Annotated in this window: 18 protein-coding genes and 1 pseudogene; 8 read left to right on the top strand and 11 right to left on the bottom strand. The window is 44.2% G+C overall.

Going from position 1 to position 19,758, the window contains the following annotated elements:
• Positions 1-761: 761 nt before the first annotated feature.
• From B0H94_RS05720 to B0H94_RS05710, 3 genes are read right to left on the bottom strand one after another with little or no spacing between them, the layout of a single operon-like run.
• Positions 762-1,502, bottom strand: a complete 741-nt coding sequence (locus B0H94_RS05720; protein WP_106588292.1) for a hypothetical protein — start codon at positions 1,500-1,502, stop codon at positions 762-764.
• Positions 1,495-2,376 carry an ATP-binding cassette domain-containing protein gene (locus B0H94_RS05715; RefSeq protein ID WP_106588291.1) on the bottom strand — a complete coding sequence of 294 codons (882 nt, stop codon included), beginning with the start codon at positions 2,374-2,376 and terminating at the stop codon, positions 1,495-1,497. The genes B0H94_RS05720 and B0H94_RS05715 overlap by 8 nt, the downstream gene beginning before the upstream one ends.
• Positions 2,373-2,750, bottom strand: a complete 378-nt coding sequence (locus tag B0H94_RS05710; RefSeq protein ID WP_106588290.1) for a GntR family transcriptional regulator — start codon at positions 2,748-2,750, stop codon at positions 2,373-2,375. The genes B0H94_RS05715 and B0H94_RS05710 overlap by 4 nt, the downstream gene beginning before the upstream one ends.
• 440 nt (positions 2,751-3,190) lie before the next feature.
• Here B0H94_RS05710 and B0H94_RS05705 point away from each other — a divergent pair.
• From B0H94_RS05705 to B0H94_RS05695, 3 genes and pseudogenes are all read left to right on the top strand, one after another.
• Positions 3,191-3,592: pseudogene (locus B0H94_RS05705) on the top strand (DUF4352 domain-containing protein); the annotation flags it as partial.
• Between the two features lie 224 nt (positions 3,593-3,816).
• On the top strand, positions 3,817-5,475 hold the full coding sequence (locus tag B0H94_RS05700) for a GGDEF domain-containing protein (protein ID WP_106588288.1): 1,659 nt from the start codon (positions 3,817-3,819) through the stop codon (positions 5,473-5,475).
• Positions 5,476-5,648: 173 nt separating this feature from the next.
• A complete protein-coding gene (locus tag B0H94_RS05695) occupies positions 5,649-6,020 on the top strand; it encodes a hypothetical protein (RefSeq protein ID WP_106588287.1) in 372 nt (123 codons plus the stop codon).
• Positions 6,021-6,143: 123 nt separating this feature from the next.
• Here B0H94_RS05695 and B0H94_RS05690 read toward each other — a convergent pair whose 3' ends face one another.
• The 8 genes from B0H94_RS05690 to B0H94_RS05655 form a co-directional block, all read right to left on the bottom strand.
• Positions 6,144-6,911, bottom strand: a complete 768-nt coding sequence (locus tag B0H94_RS05690) for a YheC/YheD family protein (protein ID WP_181315283.1) — start codon at positions 6,909-6,911, stop codon at positions 6,144-6,146.
• A gap of 179 nt (positions 6,912-7,090) precedes the next feature.
• Positions 7,091-7,996 carry a glycine betaine ABC transporter substrate-binding protein gene (locus B0H94_RS05685; protein WP_106588285.1) on the bottom strand — a complete coding sequence of 302 codons (906 nt, stop codon included), beginning with the start codon at positions 7,994-7,996 and terminating at the stop codon, positions 7,091-7,093.
• Between the two features lie 187 nt (positions 7,997-8,183).
• Positions 8,184-9,398, bottom strand: a complete 1,215-nt coding sequence (locus B0H94_RS05680; RefSeq protein WP_245893917.1) for a M24 family metallopeptidase — start codon at positions 9,396-9,398, stop codon at positions 8,184-8,186.
• 104 nt (positions 9,399-9,502) lie between these two features.
• Positions 9,503-10,213 carry a GntR family transcriptional regulator gene (locus B0H94_RS05675; protein ID WP_181315282.1) on the bottom strand — a complete coding sequence of 237 codons (711 nt, stop codon included), beginning with the start codon at positions 10,211-10,213 and terminating at the stop codon, positions 9,503-9,505.
• Positions 10,214-10,462: 249 nt separating this feature from the next.
• Complete coding sequence (locus B0H94_RS05670; RefSeq protein WP_245893916.1) at positions 10,463-11,362, bottom strand: ABC transporter substrate-binding protein; 900 nt, start codon at positions 11,360-11,362, stop codon at positions 10,463-10,465.
• A gap of 26 nt (positions 11,363-11,388) precedes the next feature.
• Positions 11,389-12,138, bottom strand: a complete 750-nt coding sequence (locus tag B0H94_RS05665) for an ABC transporter permease (protein WP_106588283.1) — start codon at positions 12,136-12,138, stop codon at positions 11,389-11,391.
• Between the two features lie 13 nt (positions 12,139-12,151).
• Entirely contained in the window at positions 12,152-13,114 is a 963-nt protein-coding gene (locus B0H94_RS05660; protein ID WP_106588282.1) for an ABC transporter ATP-binding protein, read from the bottom strand.
• A gap of 15 nt (positions 13,115-13,129) precedes the next feature.
• Positions 13,130-13,780, bottom strand: a complete 651-nt coding sequence (locus B0H94_RS05655) for an ABC transporter permease (protein ID WP_245893915.1) — start codon at positions 13,778-13,780, stop codon at positions 13,130-13,132.
• Positions 13,781-14,093: 313 nt separating this feature from the next.
• On the opposite strand from B0H94_RS05655, the gene B0H94_RS05650 reads away from it, so the two are divergent.
• From B0H94_RS05650 to B0H94_RS05625, 5 genes are all read left to right on the top strand, one after another.
• Positions 14,094-14,663: a glycerol-3-phosphate responsive antiterminator gene (locus tag B0H94_RS05650; protein ID WP_106588281.1), complete on the top strand. Its 570-nt coding sequence runs from the start codon at positions 14,094-14,096 to the stop codon at positions 14,661-14,663.
• Positions 14,664-14,835: 172 nt separating this feature from the next.
• Positions 14,836-15,630: an SDR family NAD(P)-dependent oxidoreductase gene (locus tag B0H94_RS05640; protein ID WP_106588279.1), complete on the top strand. Its 795-nt coding sequence runs from the start codon at positions 14,836-14,838 to the stop codon at positions 15,628-15,630.
• A 150-nt stretch (positions 15,631-15,780) separates the two neighbouring features.
• Positions 15,781-17,256 carry an FAD-binding oxidoreductase gene (locus tag B0H94_RS05635; protein WP_106588278.1) on the top strand — a complete coding sequence of 492 codons (1,476 nt, stop codon included), beginning with the start codon at positions 15,781-15,783 and terminating at the stop codon, positions 17,254-17,256.
• 106 nt (positions 17,257-17,362) lie between these two features.
• Positions 17,363-18,811: an FGGY-family carbohydrate kinase gene (locus B0H94_RS05630; RefSeq protein WP_106588277.1), complete on the top strand. Its 1,449-nt coding sequence runs from the start codon at positions 17,363-17,365 to the stop codon at positions 18,809-18,811.
• Positions 18,812-18,854: 43 nt separating this feature from the next.
• Complete coding sequence (locus B0H94_RS05625; protein WP_181315281.1) at positions 18,855-19,586, top strand: MurR/RpiR family transcriptional regulator; 732 nt, start codon at positions 18,855-18,857, stop codon at positions 19,584-19,586.
• Positions 19,587-19,758 lie beyond the last annotated feature (172 nt).

Genomic DNA, 19,758 nt, shown 5'->3' with positions numbered 1-19,758 from the left:
AAAAACACTTTCTTTTGTCAATGAAAACAGGAAATTTTTCTGATAAACTTTAAAACTATCGACAAAATACCCAACCTAAAATTCACGCACAACTTTATTGCTCGCATACCTAGTTTAATGCCCCTAGTGAGAAAACCACTGATTGCGCGGTCTTTAACTGCTGCTCTTCCAGTGGTGACTAAAAGAGCTGTGCGTCGAAACAAAACCACAAATAGGAATCATTATGCGCGAAAAGACTAACTTTTAAAGATGACCACTTGTAATTGTCTTGACGGGTTAACAACACCATATCTTCGTTAATATGTAGATATCAATTGATAAAAAGTATCTCTACAATTCGTGACCATAAATTAGTGCAAAGCTGACAAGCATCGGCGGCGACGCCTACGGGAACAGTACGAGTCGAAAATCCCGCAGGCAACGATTTACTGCCGAGGAAGTTGAGGCCGTACCCGAGGCAAGCGTCCGCCGAAAAGCGATGTCAGACTTTGTTTTTTAAAAGGTTTGTTTACAATCTGAAATTTTATGATAAATATTCGTTATATAAATATCAATATCGCGATGAGAGAATATTGAAGCATCATCTCAAGATATAGGATTGCACTTATCAGAAGCACCTATAAATCATCAACTTTCAGAAATTCGTATTATAATTTTTGTTAAGTCTTAACTGCAGCTTTGTAAGACTTCCGCTATACAAGTACACCCTATCCATAGTCAGCCCCTTACTTACTATAAGCTCATATCCAGGCACATTTTCCCTACCCCATTTTCACTGGTGTACGCCGGGTGCTAAGCCAAAGCGCGGTGAGCGCGGCGCCGGCAAGAATCAAGCTTAACCCAACCAGTACAGTAAACGGCAAAGCCGCTGTATCAATCAACGGCTGGATATGACGGAACCAATCGATCACGATCACGTTGCCCTGCGCCCAGATCGCATCTGTGATTGAAAGAAGAATAATCACTATCGCAATTGAGGCGAACCCTCCTGAAATATGGAACCGGTAAAATCCAATCGCGACAATCCAGCCGGCAAGATAATAAAGGAATAATACGATCATCGTTCCCGTTAGCTGTGCAGCTGGGTGGCTAGAGATTAACGCCAAGCTTTGTTCTGTACCGATCGGTGCATACCCGGTGATCGGTTCTATCATATGAATCAGTCCAGACACGGCAAAGGTAAGTCCCATTAATCCAACAGCAAGCAGGGCTGCTGAAATTGCAGTGCCGGCAAAATAATCTTTTCTCGTCACCCCGTGACTAATAAAATACGTGAAGTAAGCGAACCACGGCACAATGCCGATGACCAACATATAAATTTTACTTGGCTCAAAGATAAAAGCCGCAAGTGTTACATCTGGTGCCTGCCGAGTGAAAAACCAAGAAGCATCTAATAGTAGAAATACGACGAGCACGACGCTAAAAAAACTTAACGTCCATTTCATCTGAATCTTAAATAAGTCGCTAGTAATACTTTTCACAGCGCTAAAGCCGTCACTCATGACCATTTCCTCCCCCGGTTAAATAAATAAACAAGTCTTGAAGCGTAACCGCACCAATACCAAGGCCAGCTTCTGCGGCTTCTTTTTGTTTTACATCATTGTTTGCATCATAAATCACGGCTCTTTTCATACCGCCCAGCTCCTCTTCGTGAATGACGGCCATCTGCTTTGTCACTTCATCGACAAGCGCCTGCCCACCGGTCACTGTGAAGGCCCGGCTTTGCAGCTCATCTGTCGGTGCATCAGCAATCAACTTTTGATTGTGGAGCATGAAAACATGATCAAATAAATAATCCATTTCGGAAACAAGATGGGTAGATAGCACCATGATTCGCGGGTGCCGCTCCTGCTCGCGGACAAATTCTTGATAAAACGCTTCCCGCGTCGGTGCATCCATCCCGTTATATACTTCATCAAACAGTGTAACTTCTGTACGCGCAGCCAGCCCGAGCGTAGCGTTGAATGCTGACTGCATACCTGTAGAAAGCTTGTTAATCGGCTTTTTCACCGGAAACCCAAACTTCTCTGCCAGTTCTTCTGCATAGGCGCGGTCAAAGTGCGGCCGGTACTTTTCAGCCGTTTCAAAGTAAGACTTTGCATTGTCACTTTCATCAGCGTAATCAGCAGGATAAATCAAGTTCACTTTTGGCATCATCATTCGGTTTTCAAACAACGGTTCTCCATTAACTTGTATATCTCCGGCATCCGGAAGGCGAAAGCCAGTAAGCAGAGACAATAGTGTCGTTTTGCCTGCTCCGTTACGGCCGATCAGCCCGTATGTTTTACCGGTCTCCATCGTAAATGAGACTTGATCAATTACATTCATTTTTCGGTAATTTAATGAGACATCGCGCACGTCAACTTTTGTATTCATCCTCTATCGCCCCTTCTCACCTGCTGAATTAAGTGATTCACTTCATCTTCTGAAAGCCCCAGCTTTTCGGCTTCCTGCATCATTGGCCGCACGTAATCATCAGCAAATGAAGCTTTTCTTTGCTGCTTCACCTTCCTTTGCGCACCTTCGGCAACAAACATCCCCACACCCCGCTTCTTATAAATCACGCCTTCATCTGCAAGTAAGTTCATCCCTTTTGAGATCGTTAAATGATTCACTTTATAAAAGTCGACCATCTGCGTTGTTGACGGGATCTTTTCATCTTCCTGCAAATATCCATTAACAATTTGATCTTCAATTTTCTCTTTGATTTGAATAAAAATCGGCTTTTGGTCATCAAAGGATGCATCCACGCAGTTTCACACCACCTTCTGCTATATACCTATATAGTTATGTATATAAGTATATAGGGGTGCTTTATTTTCGTCAAGTGAATTCGTGTTCTTCAACTTCATATATAAAGGTCCTAAGAACTAGCTAAATAAGTCCATTAGTTTGTAGATTTAAGAACTATATTGTAGTAAATTATTAGTAGTATTTATCATATTTAAGGAGGTAGACGAAGATGGGAAAGTTTTTTAAAGGCTGCTTGACGGTTTTTGTCGCTTTTATTGCCTTGGGTGTGATTGTTGCATTATTTACAGGTGGTGGAGAAGACGACGTCGCCAGCGATACTTAAGCTGAAGAATCGGAAAGCACGAACAACGCCGAAGAAGGCACAAACGAAAATGATAACGAGGAAAATGAAGAAGCCGATGAAGCTGAAGCCGACAGCCAAGAAGCATCTAGTGAAGACTCACTTGAAGAAGAAACTTTTACGGTCGGTGATGTTGTTGAGCATAACGACTACAGCTTGATTGTTGAGAATGTGGAGTTTTCTCAAGGCAATGATTTCGACAACCCAAGCGAAGGTGATGAGTTTGTCATTGTTGAAGTGACAATGAACAATGAAGGTGAAGACACAATATCTTATAACCCTTTTCACTTCAGCATACAAAACAGTCAAGGCAACATTACAGATCAAACCTTTACAACGGTTGACTCTGATACGTCGTTAAGCAGCGGTGAATTGGCCCCTGGAGGTACAGTTACTGGAACGATTCCTTTTGAAGCCCCCGTTGATGACCCCGAGCTTGAACTCATTTTTGAACCATCCTTTTGGTCAGCAGACGAAGTAAGAATTAACTTGAACTAAGTAAAAAACCCTTCCGCCTAGACTTATTTAAAATTGGCGGGAGGGCTTTTATATGTCAGGCTCGGAAAATGCCGCCGAAGATTTTTGGATTCTTTTCTTCAAGCGCTTTAAAAAGCATACGTTATTTACAACAAATTCGACAACATTTGCAATTAAGCGTTTGAAAAATCTTTTTTAGGTTATATGTACTAGACATATATTCTCATAAGCGGGAGAGTTGCTTCATGCAAGGTTCACTTTTTCGTACGCTAAGTATATCTTTCATTATTATTCTCGTTCTCATCTTCGGCACAATCTTTCTTTCTGGAGCCGGCATGAAGTTTTCTACACCCAACGCAACGTTGTTTGATGAAGGTTGGTCTTATTCAACGCCTGATACGACAGGAAACTTAACTGAAATGCCAACAAAACTTCCGGTTCAACCGAATGAGACGATGACATTATCGAGAAGTCTTTCATCTGATTTTGAACAGCCGCGTTCCATTTTGTTCCGCTCGTCTTTACAAGAAGGCAACGTTTTCCTCGATGGCGAGTTGATTTATCAAGGGCACGAAGGTGATGATGCGCACGGGTTAAACCTGCCGCTTGCAAGCCGCTGGGGGCTCGTTGAACTCCCGGCAGGGTCGGACGGTCAATTGCTCGAACTGCATTTTTCATCACCTTATCCAGAAATGTCGGGTACGGTGAATCCAATTTATACCGGATCATCTGGCAGCCTGCAGATGCACGTGATCCAATCTTATCTTTTCAATTTTCTTTATGCTGTAAGTGTTTTACTGCTTGGTTTCATTTTTACCGCTGTTTATTTTGTATTCCGAAAGTTACAGCCGGCAGAACTGCTTTATCTCGGCCTGTTATCTATTATTTTATCTCTTTGGTTTATAGCTGAATCACGGATGCTTCAGTTTTTTACCGACAGCCAGTTTCTTATCGGCGGACTTGGTTACTTGATGGTTCCTTTAATTCCTATACCAATGATCCTTTATGCCCGCGACATCGTTTTAACGCAAAGAAAAGCTTTCATGACTTTTTTATCTTATTTATTTCTAGCCCAATTTTTCTTCGTTTTACTTTTGCAGCTTTTTGGAATCAGAGACTTTTTTCAATCTGTAACGCTCACCTTGTTTTTTGTTATTACTGCAAGCGTCATCATACTTTATTATGTTGTAAAAGAAGTCTTCCAAAAGAAAAGTCAAGCCGCAAAGTTCTTTTTAGCTGCAATTGGTGTTTTAACCTTTTTTTCCTGGATTGAAATTTTTATGTTTTTTGCAGAAGATCCGTTGTTTGCGACCAGTTATGTACGTGTTGGCTTCTTTATGATGATCACCCTGCTCGCCGGGATTGGACTGAAAAACCTGCTTACCCGCATACGCCATAGTTACGAAGCCGGGATTTATAAAGAGCTTGCATTCAAAGATCCGCTTGTTCAAGGCTGGAACCGACTGGCCTTTGATCGGGATACCAACCGGTGCTTTGCCCCAGATCAGTTGCCTCCTTACCGGCGTTTAATCTACTTTGACTTAAACGATTTAAAAAAGATTAACGATATTTATGGACACTGCAATGGAGACGAAATCATTCAGCTGACATTCTCGAACATCCAAGCCGTTTTTGGTGTTTACGGCCGCTGTTACCGTCTTGGAGGGGATGAATTTGCGGTGCTGCTTACAACAGATGACGAAACGTTGTATCACCAGCTCGTCGAACAATTTGAATCGCAGCTTGACGCCGCAGGAACCAACCTTCCTTACAAGCTCGAAGTATCCATCGGCACCGCTGTCCTTAACCGAGAAACCGGTACACAACCAGGGGATTGGATGCACCGCGCTGACCAAGCGATGTATACCGATAAAGCGAAACGCAAGCACAAGGCTGAAGCGTAAAACAAATAAGAGCTTTCTCTATCAAAATCGGTAGGGAAAGCTTTTTTATAACGCTGTGCAAGTTCCCTCTAATGAATCGAGCGCCTGTTTTTATGAATTTTGTGATGTCTGCTTATAGTTCACTTACGCTTCAAGAATAAAATATCACATCGAACGCAGAAAGGAGGGAAAGTATGGGTGCACTTCAAGGATGTTCTATAGGATTTTGGGGAGGAATTGACAACCTATCGCACTGGGAAGAAACAGACTACGATCCCGATGATTTGTTTAATACAATCTTTGGTCGAATTGCCTCTGAACCAAGCAGTACGTTATTTGTATCAGTCAACCTTCCTGGTGGTGGAACGCCTCCAAACACAAATAATTTAATCCGCCAGTCGGTCGCTGCACTTTTAAACGCATCTCACCCTGATATTAACTTTCAACTCACCCCACAAGAAGTTATAACTCAATTTCAAGTTGCTTGGGATGGCGGTCAAGCAACAAGAACAGCACAAGGTGAGCTGTTTGATCAGCTGAACACTTTAGGATGCCCACTTTCTTAAAACTCTCTCAAGGACTATAGTTATTACTAAAAGCAGCAAGTTGACAGATCGTTAAAGTCAACTTGCTGCTTTTTCAGCCTATAACCGATTACTCGACGATACATCATCAAGCTAAGACCCATCCTATTTAAAATCATCACCCTTAAATCTTCTTTTCCTGCCGCTATTCTTATATTCCTTAATAACTGCGTTAACTTGCTTATCTCCCATTCTTTCAAAAATATTTATCATCGGTTTCAGATTCGCTTCAATGATCCAGACGCTTCCGGAGTGATCAATTGCGACATCCAAGCCAAAGGCTCTCTTTTTTGGGTAAAAATCCTGTAAGTGTGCTGCAGCTTTTAACCCAAGTGTGTAAACTTCGTTTATTATCGCAGAGCGGTTCACTTCGGCAGAAAATTCCGCTTGATTTAAAGCCTCCTGTAAAGGAATGATTTTTACAGCTGCATTTGTAATGATCGATTGCGGATATGTTACCCTTGCAGCTACACCAGTCACTTTCCACTTGTTTGATTTTTTCTTCCTTTGCACCATAACCCTTAAATCAAACATGGCGTTATCGATTTTAGCCAGGGGGATCCACTCTTGAACAATACAAGGCTTCTCCTGGTGCTCGGCAATATAACGGTAGGCTGCTTCAACCCCTGTTTTTTTCACTGTATGGTTTAAGTACTCGATATGGAAATCGTCCTCACCTACCAGGGTGACTTTCATAACACCTTTACCCAACCTTCCTTTCGAAGGTTTGATCACGACGGAGTTATATTCTTTCATCATTTTATTGAAATTAACTTGTGTACACAACTTCGTCTCCGGCAAGTACGAGTGAAAGTGAACGTCAGTTTGAAATGCAAGATACTTATCCCATTTACTTGATGATATATTCGCCAAGACACCTCCCCCTTTCACCTCTTAACTATTATATTTTGACCGAACGATCATGCGTAGGTTACTGCCCTGAAAAAGAAACCTAAATAAAAAAGACTGCCCTTTTTGGACAGCCCCTCCGTATCACCCTTTTTATCGGGTTGATGGCGTTGTTCGTTTCATTCAATTTAAGCTTGCAAAAATTACTCAATCTCCAGCCATTCATCAACAAGCTCCCGGTTGTCATCAATCCAGGCCTGGGCACCTTCCTGGGCATCATCAGTTTCATTAATTTCAGCCATTAATGCACCAAGCGTCTCGTCGTCAAAATGCATATTGTTCAAATACTGGACCACTTCTTCATATTCTTCTTCAAAGCCATCACGGGAAATATAAACGATATCATCGCCATCGCCGTACACATTTTCCGGGTCTTCTAAATATTTAATATCGTATTCCGAAAGCACCCAGTGCGGGCTCCACATCGTGACAACAATCGGCTCTTCGCTGCTGTACGCACTGTCGAGCTCTGAAATCATCGCTTGTTCAGACGAAGTTTGTAATTCTAAATCTAAATCGTAAGCTTCCTGCACTTCTTCGGTCGTTTCAACAAGTGAGGAGCCTGGCTCAATGCCCATAATCGTTTCATCAAATTCTTCAGCATAATCATTTAAATCCTCAATGGAATTAACATCTTCCATGTACTCAGGTACCGCTAAGCCAAGCACTGTTCCTTCATACCATTCACCCTGTACATCAAAATCATCACCGTACTCATCAACGTGGTGCTGGTCCGTTGTCGGAAGCCACACTTCCATGCCAATATCAATATCTCCTGAAGCAACGCCGGCAAACAAAGGTGCTTTCTCCATATTGCTCATCTCAACATCATAGCCTTCTTCTTCCAAAAGAATGGCCCACATGTTCGTTACAGCAATATTTTCGGCCCAGTTGTTATAGCCAATTTCTACTGAGCCGCCACTTTCAGCAGCATCTTCAGTCCCGCCATTGTCACCATTTGACTCATCACCGTCTGCATCCCCGCATCCGGCTAAAATTAACGTGCCTACCAATACTGATGTTGCGGTTGTTTTTTTCCATGCTTTCATGCTTTAACCTCCGTATGAATGAATCAATAATATTTTTACTGGGGCTGTTGAGAAGGCGTACGTTATGATCATGATACAAGGTGACACCGGCTCAATCTGTACATACGCAATATTTTGCCCTGTCTGCCTATGATCATTCTTGTACTTCTCTATAAATGTCTCACTTTTATTTCCTTGTTGGTTGTTTTTATTTCATCAGCTTTCTTTCAAACGGAAAGTCCGAGAAGTTGTCAACGCCATCTTCAGTAACAAGCAGCTGTTCTTCAAGCTTCACGCCTTCTTTGCCGCCTGGCGAACCGATATAACTCTCCACTGACAGCACCATGTTCGGTTGGATCACACCGTCATACCCTTTTTCTTCAAAGTCCTGTGGATAAACAATGTAAGGATACTCACCGCTTAAGCCTGTCCCGTGTGCAACTGTGAAGTAACGGTTTGGAAAGAATTCATCCGGGATCTGCCAACTCTTCATTGCATATTCTCGGAAAGTCATCCCTGGTTTCAGCAGCTCAATGTTGTATTGAATCTGCTCATACGCAGTTTGATATAGACGTTTTTGTTCATCTGTCGGCTCACTTTCCCCGCAATAAAAGGTACGGCTGATGTCAGTAAAGTAGCCGAACGGACCGTTCATATCGGTATCAAAGGCAACAAGTTCTCCCTCGTTGATCACTTTGTCGCTGCATTCTTGAAACCAAGGATTCGTCCGGTGGCCGGAACTGAGCAGTCTCGTTTCAACGTAATCTCCGCCTTGTGCAATATTCGTTTGATGCAGATGGGACCATAGCTCATTTTCTGTAATCCCAGGTTCTAACGCCTGCTGCATACGGATCATACCTTCTTCTGCTGTCCGAACTGAGATTTTCATCGCTTCGATTTCTTGATCATTTTTAATACTGCGGGCGTGCTCGATCGGTTCTTGCCCATCTACAATCTCTACGCCTAATTTGGAAAGCTCAATAGCACCTACCGATGGCACATAATCAATGGCTAGTTTATTGCTGTCACCGCCATGCTGTTTGAATAAGTCAGCAATCTCTTCGGCCCAAGCTTTGGCATTATCATAAAGGTTGTCACCAGAGGCAACATAAGACAGGGTCGTTGCTTCTCTTACCTCATCAATGGTTTCAATTCCTTCAGATAAGTGTTCACAGTTTGGAAAATCAAATAACGTGATCGGTCCTTCTGTAGGAATAAAAACATAACGGCCTGGATTACGCAGCATAAACACCTGCATGTTTCGACTGCCTGTTGCATAGCGCAAGTTGACAGGATCAAAGATGACAATACCTCCATACCCTTTTGCTTTTAGCTGTTCACGCACACGGCTCAACCGGTATTGACGCATACGTACAAGGTCAATTTGCGTTTTGTCGTGACGAATACTTGTTAATTTACTCACGTTTTCTTCCTCCTGTTTGCATATGTCTGCATTCAGTTATATTTAACTTGTTTACATGTTACAACAAGTTAATCAGTTATCGCAACAAGATTCGCCACAAAAGTTTATCTTCCGATTTCAATCCGGTAGTTAAATGCGCTTGTTATATACTTTGTCCGGCTGTATTCGATCGGGATTCCATCAATTCCTAACGTCGTTCTCTCAATATCCACTAACGCCTCTCCTGGAATTAAACCTAATATATCTGCTTCATACTGCGTCGCATTTGAAGCAGAAACGGTCTCTTTTATATTTTTATAATGCACATCATGCATCCCAAGCGCTGGGAAGATATCGAACATCTTTGCTGCGTCATCTTTTACTTTTTCACCCACCGGCTTCGGCAGAAATAATTGTTGATACGCAATCGGTCTGGCATCTGCCATCCGTACACGTTCGAAAAAGAACACTTCATCTATGTCATCAAGCATTAACTCACCCTTGGCGTAATAACGATCCGCGCATTGATCCGAGCGCAACACTTGAACTGACAGCTCTTCGCCAAGTTCGTGATGGACCACGCCGGGGTTTCCTTCCTCCTCCTTGGGGGTTTGGCGCACACGCGTCGGCGTTCCGCGCCTTGTTTCTAAAACACCATCCTGCACCAGCTCTCGGATCGACTGCCGGATGGTTGTGCGGCTTACGTTGTATTGCTCAATTAATCGATTTTCAGAAGGGATCGCCTCTCCCGGCTTCCATGCCCCTTCTTTAATGTTGTTCACCATTTTATTTTTGATTTGAAGATACAACGGTAACTTTCTTTGTTCGTCCGACACCTTGGACCCTCCTTTGTTTTTACGCACGCTTCCTTTCTTCATTCTAAAGAAGGTATCGATGACTTACCAGCAGCCGGCAGTAGATGAATCAACCTTGAGCCCCTAGCCTGCCTTAATATACAACTAACATCGCCTGCAATTTTTTGTGAGCGATACATTCACCTGCGCGAAGTAAAAAAAGCATTTCACAAGGTTAGAAAAACTTGTGAAATGCTCTCGACTAATCCTTTATTATAGGAAACCTCCTTACTATTCACTTAAAAATCCGTTCTCCTCCAGATACGTTCTCGCTACTTCATCAACGCTTTCGTCTTCAATATCCACTTGATAGTTCAACCCCATCATTGTCTCTGTATCAAGTTCTTCAGAGAGTGGCTGTAAAATCTCTTCGATCTCAGGGTACTCTTCATACACTTCGGTTCTCATAGAAAGTGCTGCGTGATAGGAAGGAAAGAATTGTTGATCGTCTTCGAGATTAAATAGATCATATTCTTCAATCCGGCTGTCGGTCGCATGTCCCATTGCTGAACTAACTTCTTCGTTAGCAAGCGCTTCGTAGTTCAATCCATAGCTCATTTCGTTAACTTGATCACTTCCAAATTCAAACCCATAAGTTTCTTCAACCCCTGGCAGTCCATCACCACGGTTACCGAATTCTGCATCAGTAGCAAACGTCATCTCCCCAGGATTATCATTGATATATTCCGCTAGATCAGAGATAGATGAAATACCCTTTTCCTCGCCGTCAGCTTCACGCATCATGATGGTATATGCATTATCAATGTCAGACATGTTTGCCCACGTGATACCTTGATCGGCATCGATGTCGCTGATCGCTTCAAATGCTTCCTCACCATCTGCGATCGGATCTTCACCGTTATAAGTAATCAAGCCAGTTCCTGTGTATTCCCACGTTAGTTCAACTTCTCCTGATTCCAAAGCCTGTCGCAGCGCAGTGGAGCCCATATTGTCGACCATATCCACTTGAAAGTCGTTATCTTCCAACATGATTTCTGCCATTTTCGCGAGTATAAACTGCTCGGTAAAGTTTTTGGCACCTACTGTCACTTCTTTCTCTTCTCCACCGCATGCAGAAAGCATAACGGCACCTCCAAGTGCTGCAGTTAATCCAATCATTTTCTTTTTCATAAGTATAATCCTCCTAAGTTATAGTTTTAAGTAGCCGCAGCTGCTTTTTGTGCTTTTCGAATACCTTTAGGCACGAGGAAAAGCTGCATTACCCTGAATAATTGGTCTACTGTAATCGCAAGAATCGTCACCGGTACTGCGCCGGATATAAGGTACGTATTATCAAACAGTTGAATGCCAGTGAAAATCCAAACGCCCAAGCCCCCTCCGCCGATGAGATAGGCAAGTGCTGTTGTTCCAATATTTAAAACAATAGCTGTGCGGATTCCTGCAATCATCGAGCTTGCCGCCATCGGAAGTTCGATTTTAAATAGTATCTGAGTCGGTGTCATTCCCATGCCTGCCGCTGCATCTTTGGCAGCGGGGTCAACTGATTTCAACCCGGCTATTGTATTTTGCAAAATTGGCAAAAGTGAGTAAACATAAAGCGCTAAAATAGCTGCCTGTATACCTATACCAAGAAAACCCATCGCTAACGCCAATATTGCAATGCTTGGGATGGTTTGACCAAGGTTTGCTGTATTAACAAAAATCCACTCATATTTTTTGAACTTTGGCCGGGTTAACAAAATTCCCGCCGGTACCGCTGTAAGCAGCGCAAGAGAAGATGAGATTAACACGATCTGCAGGTGGCGTCCTAGTAAACCGGCGAACTGTTCTGGGTTTTCTAAAATCTGCGCATACATATTGTTGGAGATCGTCCACCAGAAAAAGGCGATGATGACCACCCAGAAAGCGATTTTTACGATCCAAGCGATCACTGCTTTCGAATTCATTACCATCCCTCCTTCATGCCGTCATCTCACGGACGAAAGCTTCAATGTGAGCGACACTTATCGGACCGGCGAGACCGCCTTCTTGCCGCTCAAAGTAAACCGGCTTAGGTGTGGGATGGAGCAAGTGGGAAAGAACGTAACGAAGAGAGTCCCCATGCTTGAATACGGTCCCATCCAGCCCATCTGATGCTTCCGGCAATGTAAGCTTTGCCTTCATGTCTTGCACTTGGTATAAGCTTAGACTTTTCAATACACTGTCCTCTCCTACAAACTCGGAAACGAACTCGTTGGCCGGTCGATTTAAAAGTTCTTCCGGACGGTCAAACTGCTGCAACTTTCCGTCTTTAAGAAGCACGATTCTATCCGCTAATTTTATCGCCTCATCGATGTCGTGGCTGACAAATAGAATCGTTTTTTTCAACGTGCGCTGAATATCTAGAAACTCTTCTTGGATCCGGGCACGGATAATCGGATCGAGCGCACCGAAGGGTTCATCCATCAGCATAACCGGTGGATCTGCCGCAAGCGCTCGGGCCACACCAATCCGCTGCTGCTGTCCACCTGATAATTCGTGCGGGAAGTTCTTACGATAGGTTTCTGGCGGCATTCCGATTAGATTCATCAAATACTCAAATCGCTCTTTCTTTTTTTCTTTAGACCAGCCAAGCATTGCTGGTACAACCATAACGTTGTCCTCAATCGTCATATTCGGGAACAAGCCGTTGCTTTGTATGACGTATCCGATGTTACGTCTCATATCAATTTTGTTCAGGTCATGAATACTGCTGCCTTCAACAGCGATCTCACCCTCGGTCAGTTCCTCAAGTTGGTTAACCATACGGAGCAAGGTGGTTTTACCGCAACCGGAAGGACCTAGAAGAACGACGAATTCTCCGTGTCCGATTGAGAGACTGATATCGTCAATTGCCTTCACACCACCTGGGTAGGTTTTCGACACGTTCGTAAACTCAATCATGGCACTCCTCCTGTTTTATTGAATTTCTTTTGGTGAAAACTTCATTTGTATTTTCTTAAGTCCAAAATCAGCGGCAATAGCAAGAATTGAAATCGCCAATGCACCAGCAATAATCATATTTTGATTCCCTCTGGAAATCCCCATATCAATCAGGACCCCTAGGCCTCCGGAGCCAATAAAAGCCGCGATTGCCCCGATACCAATGCTTAATACTGTTGCTGTCCGGATGCCTGCCATAATTAGCGGCATGCCGTTTGGTATTTCTACTTTTAAAAGCCGCTGCATCGTTGTCATGCCAAGCCCATTTGCTGCGTCACGGATGTTTGGATCCACATTATTGATGGCTGTATAAGTATTGCGGATGATCGGCAGCTGCGAATAAAGAATTAGAGCGATCACCGCTGGAAGGAACCCGATTCCTTGGCCGACTAACGACAAAATAGGAATCATCACACCGAACAGTGCAATGCTCGGGATGGTTAAAATGATAGATGCTGCCTGCAGCACTGTCGCAGCCAACTGTTCATTTGTAGTTAAATAAATGCCAAGCGGGACCCCGATAAGAATCGCGAGCGTCAAGCTAACACCGAGAAGCTGTATGTGTTCAATCGTATAAGAGAAAATATCTGCATAGTTACGACCGAGATACGACAAAAAATCCCCCAACCTACTCACTCCTTTCTAAATAGATTTTCTACACCGCCAGCGTCGCCAGTTCGGCGGCGTGACTTGTTTGGGTACAAAAAAAGAGAGGAAAGACACACACTAAACCTATGTTAGTGTTACTTTCCTCTCTACTCTAGTAACATTTTTCATCATAATTCATTCGTGTCTTGAAGTAAAATCGCTCTATGACGCCTCTACGCATAAATTGACGATTTTTTGCGCCTCAGCCTTTGCTGAGAACCCTCTACCTTGAGTTATCGCCTCGACACGTCTAAAATGAGATAAAATGGATGTTAAAGGTGGCGAAAAACATATGGGTTCTACTACATTTATTAATAATCTCGAATTTAATCCTGTGATTGCCGGCATTAAAGACGAAGAGGCACTAAAGCAAGCGCTAAAATCCGATTGTGCAGCCGTATTTATTTTAAAATCAACCTTGATGAACGTAACGGATTATGTCGACCGGATCAAAGCTGCAGGAAAAAAAGCTTTTGTTCATGTTGATTTGATGGAAGGGGCATCTTCAAAAGAAACCGTGCTGGAATACCTTCAGAAAATGACGCAGGCGGACGGAATCATCAGCACAAAAGCACAAATGGTCAAACTAGCAAGAAAGTATGGATTCATCACAATTCACCGCTTTTTCCTGATGGACTCCATGTCTTATCACAACATCGATAAGCAAATTGCTCATTCAGAACCTGACTTTATTGAAATCTGCCCTGGTGGTATGACGAAAACGATCGGCTGGGTAAAAGAGAAAGTTGATACCCCGATACTCGCAAGTGGTCTTGTTTGTGACAAAGAAGACGTTGTGGCAGCCCTTAGTAAAGGAGCACTTGGCGTCTCGTCAACCAACACCGAAGTATGGGAGTTGTAAGTCGCTTAAAACGTAATAGAAAAACATTTGCTTTTTTTATAATCATGAAGGAAAATTTTCTTTTGAGTTTATTCAAATTACGATTAAGAAGAAAAATTTCCGAAAAAGACTTGTTTTCCTTGCAGGTCCATATTAAGATGTTGCTAAACAAACGCCGGAGAGGAGGAGCTAAATGAACGAGTTCGAACAAGAAATTACGAGTTTCAATATGCAGTTTTTCCGGTTAGACGGTAAAACTGCCATCGTCACGGGGGGGAATTCCGGACTTGGACAAGGATTTGCGTTAGCACTCGCTAAAGCGGGCGCCGATATTTTCATCGTCACCTTAGAAGATGATGCAGGGGGGACAAAGGAACTGATCGAAGCAGAAGGTGTGCGCTGTCACGTGAAGACAGCAGATATCACTCAAGATGGTGTCTGCCGGGAGGTCGTTGATGAGTGCCTCGCCACTTTCGGCCAACTCGATATTTTGATGAATAACGCAGGTATCGGCATCAATGAAAAGGATGTCACCAAATATACACGGCTGCAGTGGGATAAAATGGTCTCCATCAATTTAACTGCGCCGTTTGAGCTCGCAAGCGAAGCTGCTAAACATATGATCGAAAAACGAAGCGGGAAAATTATTAACACATGTTCCCTCTTTTCTTTTCTCGGTGGACGGTGGTCACCGGCCTATGCCGCCACAAAGCATGGACTCGCCGGATTTACAAAGGCATACTGCGATGAGCTGGCCCAGTTTAATATTCAAGTTAACGGCATTGCTCCCGGCTATTTCGCAACGGATGTTACAAAAGCCACGCGGGAAGACGAAGCATCTAATTCGCGCATACTTGATCATGTTCCGGCCGGTCGCTGGGGACAGATTATTGACTTGATGGGTACTGTAGTTTACTTAGCGTCTGATGCGTCCAACTACGTTAACGGTACATTGATCACCGTCGATGGCGGATACTTAGTACGTTAGCCAATTATCACCTAACTAATAAACGGTATTTCTTCCGCTGAAAAAATCCGGGAAGACACAAGTTTTCTAGTACGGGCAAATTTATTTGTAGCAGCATTCATAACCGGCTGATGAATATATTCAAAACATAAAAAAGGAGAGATTTTCTCGATGCACATTGATACCATACAGGATTTGAAAACCATTGTAAGTGAAGAGTGCATTACAACAGACCACGAAGAGCTCTATGATGCCTCAGCAGACCGTTATAAAAAATATGCGAAAGTAAAGAATGTCCTGGACGTGCCGGCACCGATAGCCATCGTCTATCCGTCTTCTTCACAGGAGGTCTCTTCACTACTTTCCTACTGCAATGAGCATGGCATCAATGTAATTCCCCGCAGCGGAAAAACAGCTACAGAAGGTGGGTTGGAAAACTGGAAAGATAAAACACTCGTCATTGACGGCTCACGAATGGACGATATCATTAAAATTGACACGTACAACATGCAGGCCACCGTTCAGGCCGGAGTGCCACTGCAGCAACTTGAGGATAAGCTTCGCGAACTTGGTTATACCACCGGACATTCGCCGCAGTCTAAGCCGGTTGCGCAAATGGGCGGCCTCGTCTCTACACGCAGCATCGGCCAGTTTTCTACACTCTACGGCGCTATTGAAGATATGGTTATTGGTTTGGAATGCGCGTTTCCAGACGGACATATTTCCCGCATCAAAAACGTACCACGACGTTCCGGTGGTCCGGATATTCGTCATATCGCCATCGGCAACGAAGGGGCTCTCTGCTACATCACAGAAGTTACAGTGAAAATCTTCAAATTTCACCCGGAAAATCACGCCTTTTACGGATACCTCATCGAAGATATGGATGCAGGTATCAAAGTACTGCGTGAGGTGATGGTCAACGGCTACAAGCCGTCGGTTGCCCGCCTGTACTCTCCAGATGATGCAAAGCAGCATTTCAGCCATTTTTATAAAAACCAATGCGTGCTGATTTTCATGAACGAAGGGCCAAAAGGGCTCGTCGAAGCCACCAACCACGCTGTGGGGGAAGCTGTAAACAAGTTTGAATCCAGTATTGTTGAACAGGTAGACTCCAACTTGATCGAAACGTGGTTTAACAACCTAAACTGGGATCAGAGCCGTATTGAAAAAGAATTCCGTGATATGGCAGAACGTAACACCCACGACGGCTTTACGACAGAAGTATCTGCAGACTGGGAAAACATTATTAAAATCTACCATAACGTAATGGAACGCATTCAAAATGAATTTGAACACTACGAGGACTTGACCATGCTCGGCGGTCACTCTTCCCACAGCTACCTGAATGGTACCAATATGTACTTCGTTTACAATTACGAAATTAACTGCCGTCCGGAAGAAGAAATGCTCACGTACCACCATCCGATCCATGAAATTATTATTGAGGAAACGCTCAAGTGCGGGGGTTCGATGTGCCACCACCACGGTATCGGCAAGTACCGCTCCGAGTGGACAAAGGAAGAGCACGGATCTGCCTACTATATGCTCGAGGGCCTCAAACAAGTATTTGACCCGAAGGGGATCATGAACCACGGTACAATCTTTCCACAGGAAATGGAGATCAAAAAATATATCCGTGATTAAAGAGCGCCCCCCCCCCTGCAGAGACAGCTCTCTATAAAACAAGCCGGTCATGATGGCAACCTGCCAATGACCGGCTTGTTTCACTGGCAAGAAAGGATGGATAATGATGAGTGCAGCATATGTGTTGGGGATCGACAGCGGTTCACAGAGCACAAAAGTGGTAATCTTTGATACAGAGGGGAATGAAGCGGCTTTCGGTTCATGTCCGCTAAGAGAGCCACATACACCGGCTCCCGGTACTGTCATACATCCGGACGACGATCTGTGGGACAGTTTGAAACAAGCCGTCCACCGGTGTCTCGATGATTTTTCCGGCGACAGAGATGCCATTAAAGCCATCGGTTTATGTACAATCCGCAGCTGCCGTGTACTCCTGCGTAAAGATGGTTCGCTCGCGCAGCCTGTGATCAGTTGGATGGACGAACGCCTCGCTGCTCCCTATCAGCATGAAGATGACAGCGTAGCCTACGTGACAAGCACCTCCGGCTATCTCGGATGGAAACTTACTGGAGAAAAAAAGGATACTGCTGCGAACTATGAAGTGTTCTGGCCCCTTGACCGCACTACACTTGACTGGAGCACAGATGATGAGGTACTTAAAGCAAACGGTGTGACACGCGAGATGTTGTTTGATTTGGTGAAACCAGGTGAGGCACTTGGCAGTATAAAGGACGAACTCGCCAAAGAATTCGGCCTTAATGAAAACATTCCTGTCGTGGCAACTGCCAATGATAAAGCGGTGGAAGTACTCGGCAGCGGTGTAGACAGCGAAACAACCGCAATGATTTCTCTTGGCACATTTATTTCTGCCATGTTGTATCAAACCAAGGACTGGGAAAGCGCAGCTCACTTCTTTCCAACGCTTGCTGCGGTACCTTACCGCTATGTTTACGAATCAACCGGCATACGTCGCGGCATGTGGACGGTGAGCTGGTTTAAAAAGCTGATCGGAAAGGAACTGACCACACAAGCAGCTGCCTTTGACAAGACAGAAGAAGACTTCCTAAACGACCAAGCAGCGGAAATTCCGGCCGGAAGCGAAGGGTTAATCACCATTCTCGACTGGCTTTCAAGCCCTGAACAGCCGTACCGAAAAGGCTTAATCATTGGCTTTGACGAACGGCATACAGCCTATCATATGTATCGCTCAATTCTCGAGGCCATTGCCTTCGACATGAAAAATAATATTGATATAATGCTTAATGAAATCGATGGAACCCTGGAGCAACTTATCATTACCGGTGGCGGAGCGAAAAGCGATGTGATGATGCAAATTCTTTCTGATGTATTCGGGCTCCCGGCGAGACGCCGTAAAGGGAGCAGCAGTGCCTGCCTTGGTGCCGCCGTTAGTGCCTGCGTACAGCTCGGTTTTTACAACTCATTTACTGAGGCTCAGCAGTCTATGATCCGTGATGATGCCGTTTTCTCCCCAAATAGCGGGCATCATAAGTTTTACACAGACTTAAATGAGACAGTGGTCAAACACGTGCGCTCTCATACAGATGAGATCTTAAAGCGCTCTCATAGACTTTTCCATGAAACACCGCCGCAATAACAGTGTGGCGGCACATAATTATACGAAAGTGAGGCCCGATGCTATGCTAACTTTACGAACAGACCATTTAACCGAGTTGGAAAAAACAACGCACGAGACGCTGACCGCCATCGTACGGGAGCAGGAAGCGCTGACGATCGTGAAAGCAGCAGAAGTATGCGGGGTCTCTCCTTCGAAGATATCCAAGCTCGTACGTAAACTCGGCTTTGAAAGCTTTAAACAGTACAAGCGTTATTTCAGCGGACAGGAAGAGGTGCCAAAAAAGCAGCCTTCCAGCGAAATTAGACGTCTTCTTCAGTTTTTAGAACATTACGACCCTGCACCTGCAGCTGACTTTGTATCCATCTTTCACCAATTTCCAAAGGTGATCCTTTTCGGGCTCGGCCCTTCTCATATTGCAGCGGAATACTTCAGCTATAAACTTCAGACGGTGACGGAAAAAAATATTCTCGTCACCCATCACGAAGACTACGCCAACCAGCTTGTAGGAGCAGATACGCTTTTGGTTATTTTTTCTGTCACCGGCACCTTTACCTCTTTTGAACCGCTGATCAAAAAAGTGCAGGATCGTGGTGGGCAAGTTACGCTTGTGTTAGAGGAGCCACTCAATACACGAGACAGCAGTGCAGACTACATTTTTCAGCTTTCGTCCTTTCCTCAGGACCCAGACCTGCAGGCATTCGAAAAAACACGTACCATCTTCTTTATCTTTATGGAGGAGGTTATCTCCCGACTTCAGCAGCAGAAGAATCATGATACAACGGTAACGGGTTAAAACCACGCTGATCTTCGAAGCCTAACTGAATTTCAGCTTGTTTTTAACCATCCCCCTATTTCTGTCACCGGAACATTTAAACCGCTGTGCGGTCGTAATACACAGAGGTGGTTTGAGCTGCCTGAATGTTATCGGGGGACCTTCGCTTAAAAGTGTGGAATTGGTGTTTGGA

Origin of the sequence: Salsuginibacillus halophilus (genome assembly GCF_003014715.1) — a bacterium.
Classification (GTDB): domain Bacteria; phylum Bacillota; class Bacilli; order Bacillales; family Marinococcaceae; genus Salsuginibacillus; species Salsuginibacillus halophilus.
This window is presented reverse-complemented; position numbering and strand designations above follow the sequence as displayed.

What these genes read in the sequence shown, in the direction of transcription:
- B0H94_RS05720 (WP_106588292.1), bottom strand. Translation starts at nt 1,502, where the DNA reads ATGAGTGACGGCTTTAGCGCTGTGAAAAGTATTACTAGCGACTTATTT.
- B0H94_RS05715 (WP_106588291.1), bottom strand. Translation starts at nt 2,376, where the DNA reads ATGAATACAAAAGTTGACGTGCGCGATGTCTCATTAAATTACCGAAAA.
- B0H94_RS05700 (WP_106588288.1), top strand. Translation starts at nt 3,817, where the DNA reads ATGCAAGGTTCACTTTTTCGTACGCTAAGTATATCTTTCATTATTATT.
- B0H94_RS05695 (WP_106588287.1), top strand. Translation starts at nt 5,649, where the DNA reads ATGGGTGCACTTCAAGGATGTTCTATAGGATTTTGGGGAGGAATTGAC.
- B0H94_RS05685 (WP_106588285.1), bottom strand. Translation starts at nt 7,996, where the DNA reads ATGAAAGCATGGAAAAAAACAACCGCAACATCAGTATTGGTAGGCACG.
- B0H94_RS05670 (WP_245893916.1), bottom strand. Translation starts at nt 11,362, where the DNA reads ATGAAAAAGAAAATGATTGGATTAACTGCAGCACTTGGAGGTGCCGTT.
- B0H94_RS05665 (WP_106588283.1), bottom strand. Translation starts at nt 12,138, where the DNA reads ATGAATTCGAAAGCAGTGATCGCTTGGATCGTAAAAATCGCTTTCTGG.
- B0H94_RS05660 (WP_106588282.1), bottom strand. Translation starts at nt 13,114, where the DNA reads ATGATTGAGTTTACGAACGTGTCGAAAACCTACCCAGGTGGTGTGAAG.
- B0H94_RS05650 (WP_106588281.1), top strand. Translation starts at nt 14,094, where the DNA reads ATGGGTTCTACTACATTTATTAATAATCTCGAATTTAATCCTGTGATT.
- B0H94_RS05640 (WP_106588279.1), top strand. Translation starts at nt 14,836, where the DNA reads ATGAACGAGTTCGAACAAGAAATTACGAGTTTCAATATGCAGTTTTTC.
- B0H94_RS05635 (WP_106588278.1), top strand. Translation starts at nt 15,781, where the DNA reads ATGCACATTGATACCATACAGGATTTGAAAACCATTGTAAGTGAAGAG.
- B0H94_RS05630 (WP_106588277.1), top strand. Translation starts at nt 17,363, where the DNA reads ATGAGTGCAGCATATGTGTTGGGGATCGACAGCGGTTCACAGAGCACA.
- B0H94_RS05625 (WP_181315281.1), top strand. Translation starts at nt 18,855, where the DNA reads ATGCTAACTTTACGAACAGACCATTTAACCGAGTTGGAAAAAACAACG.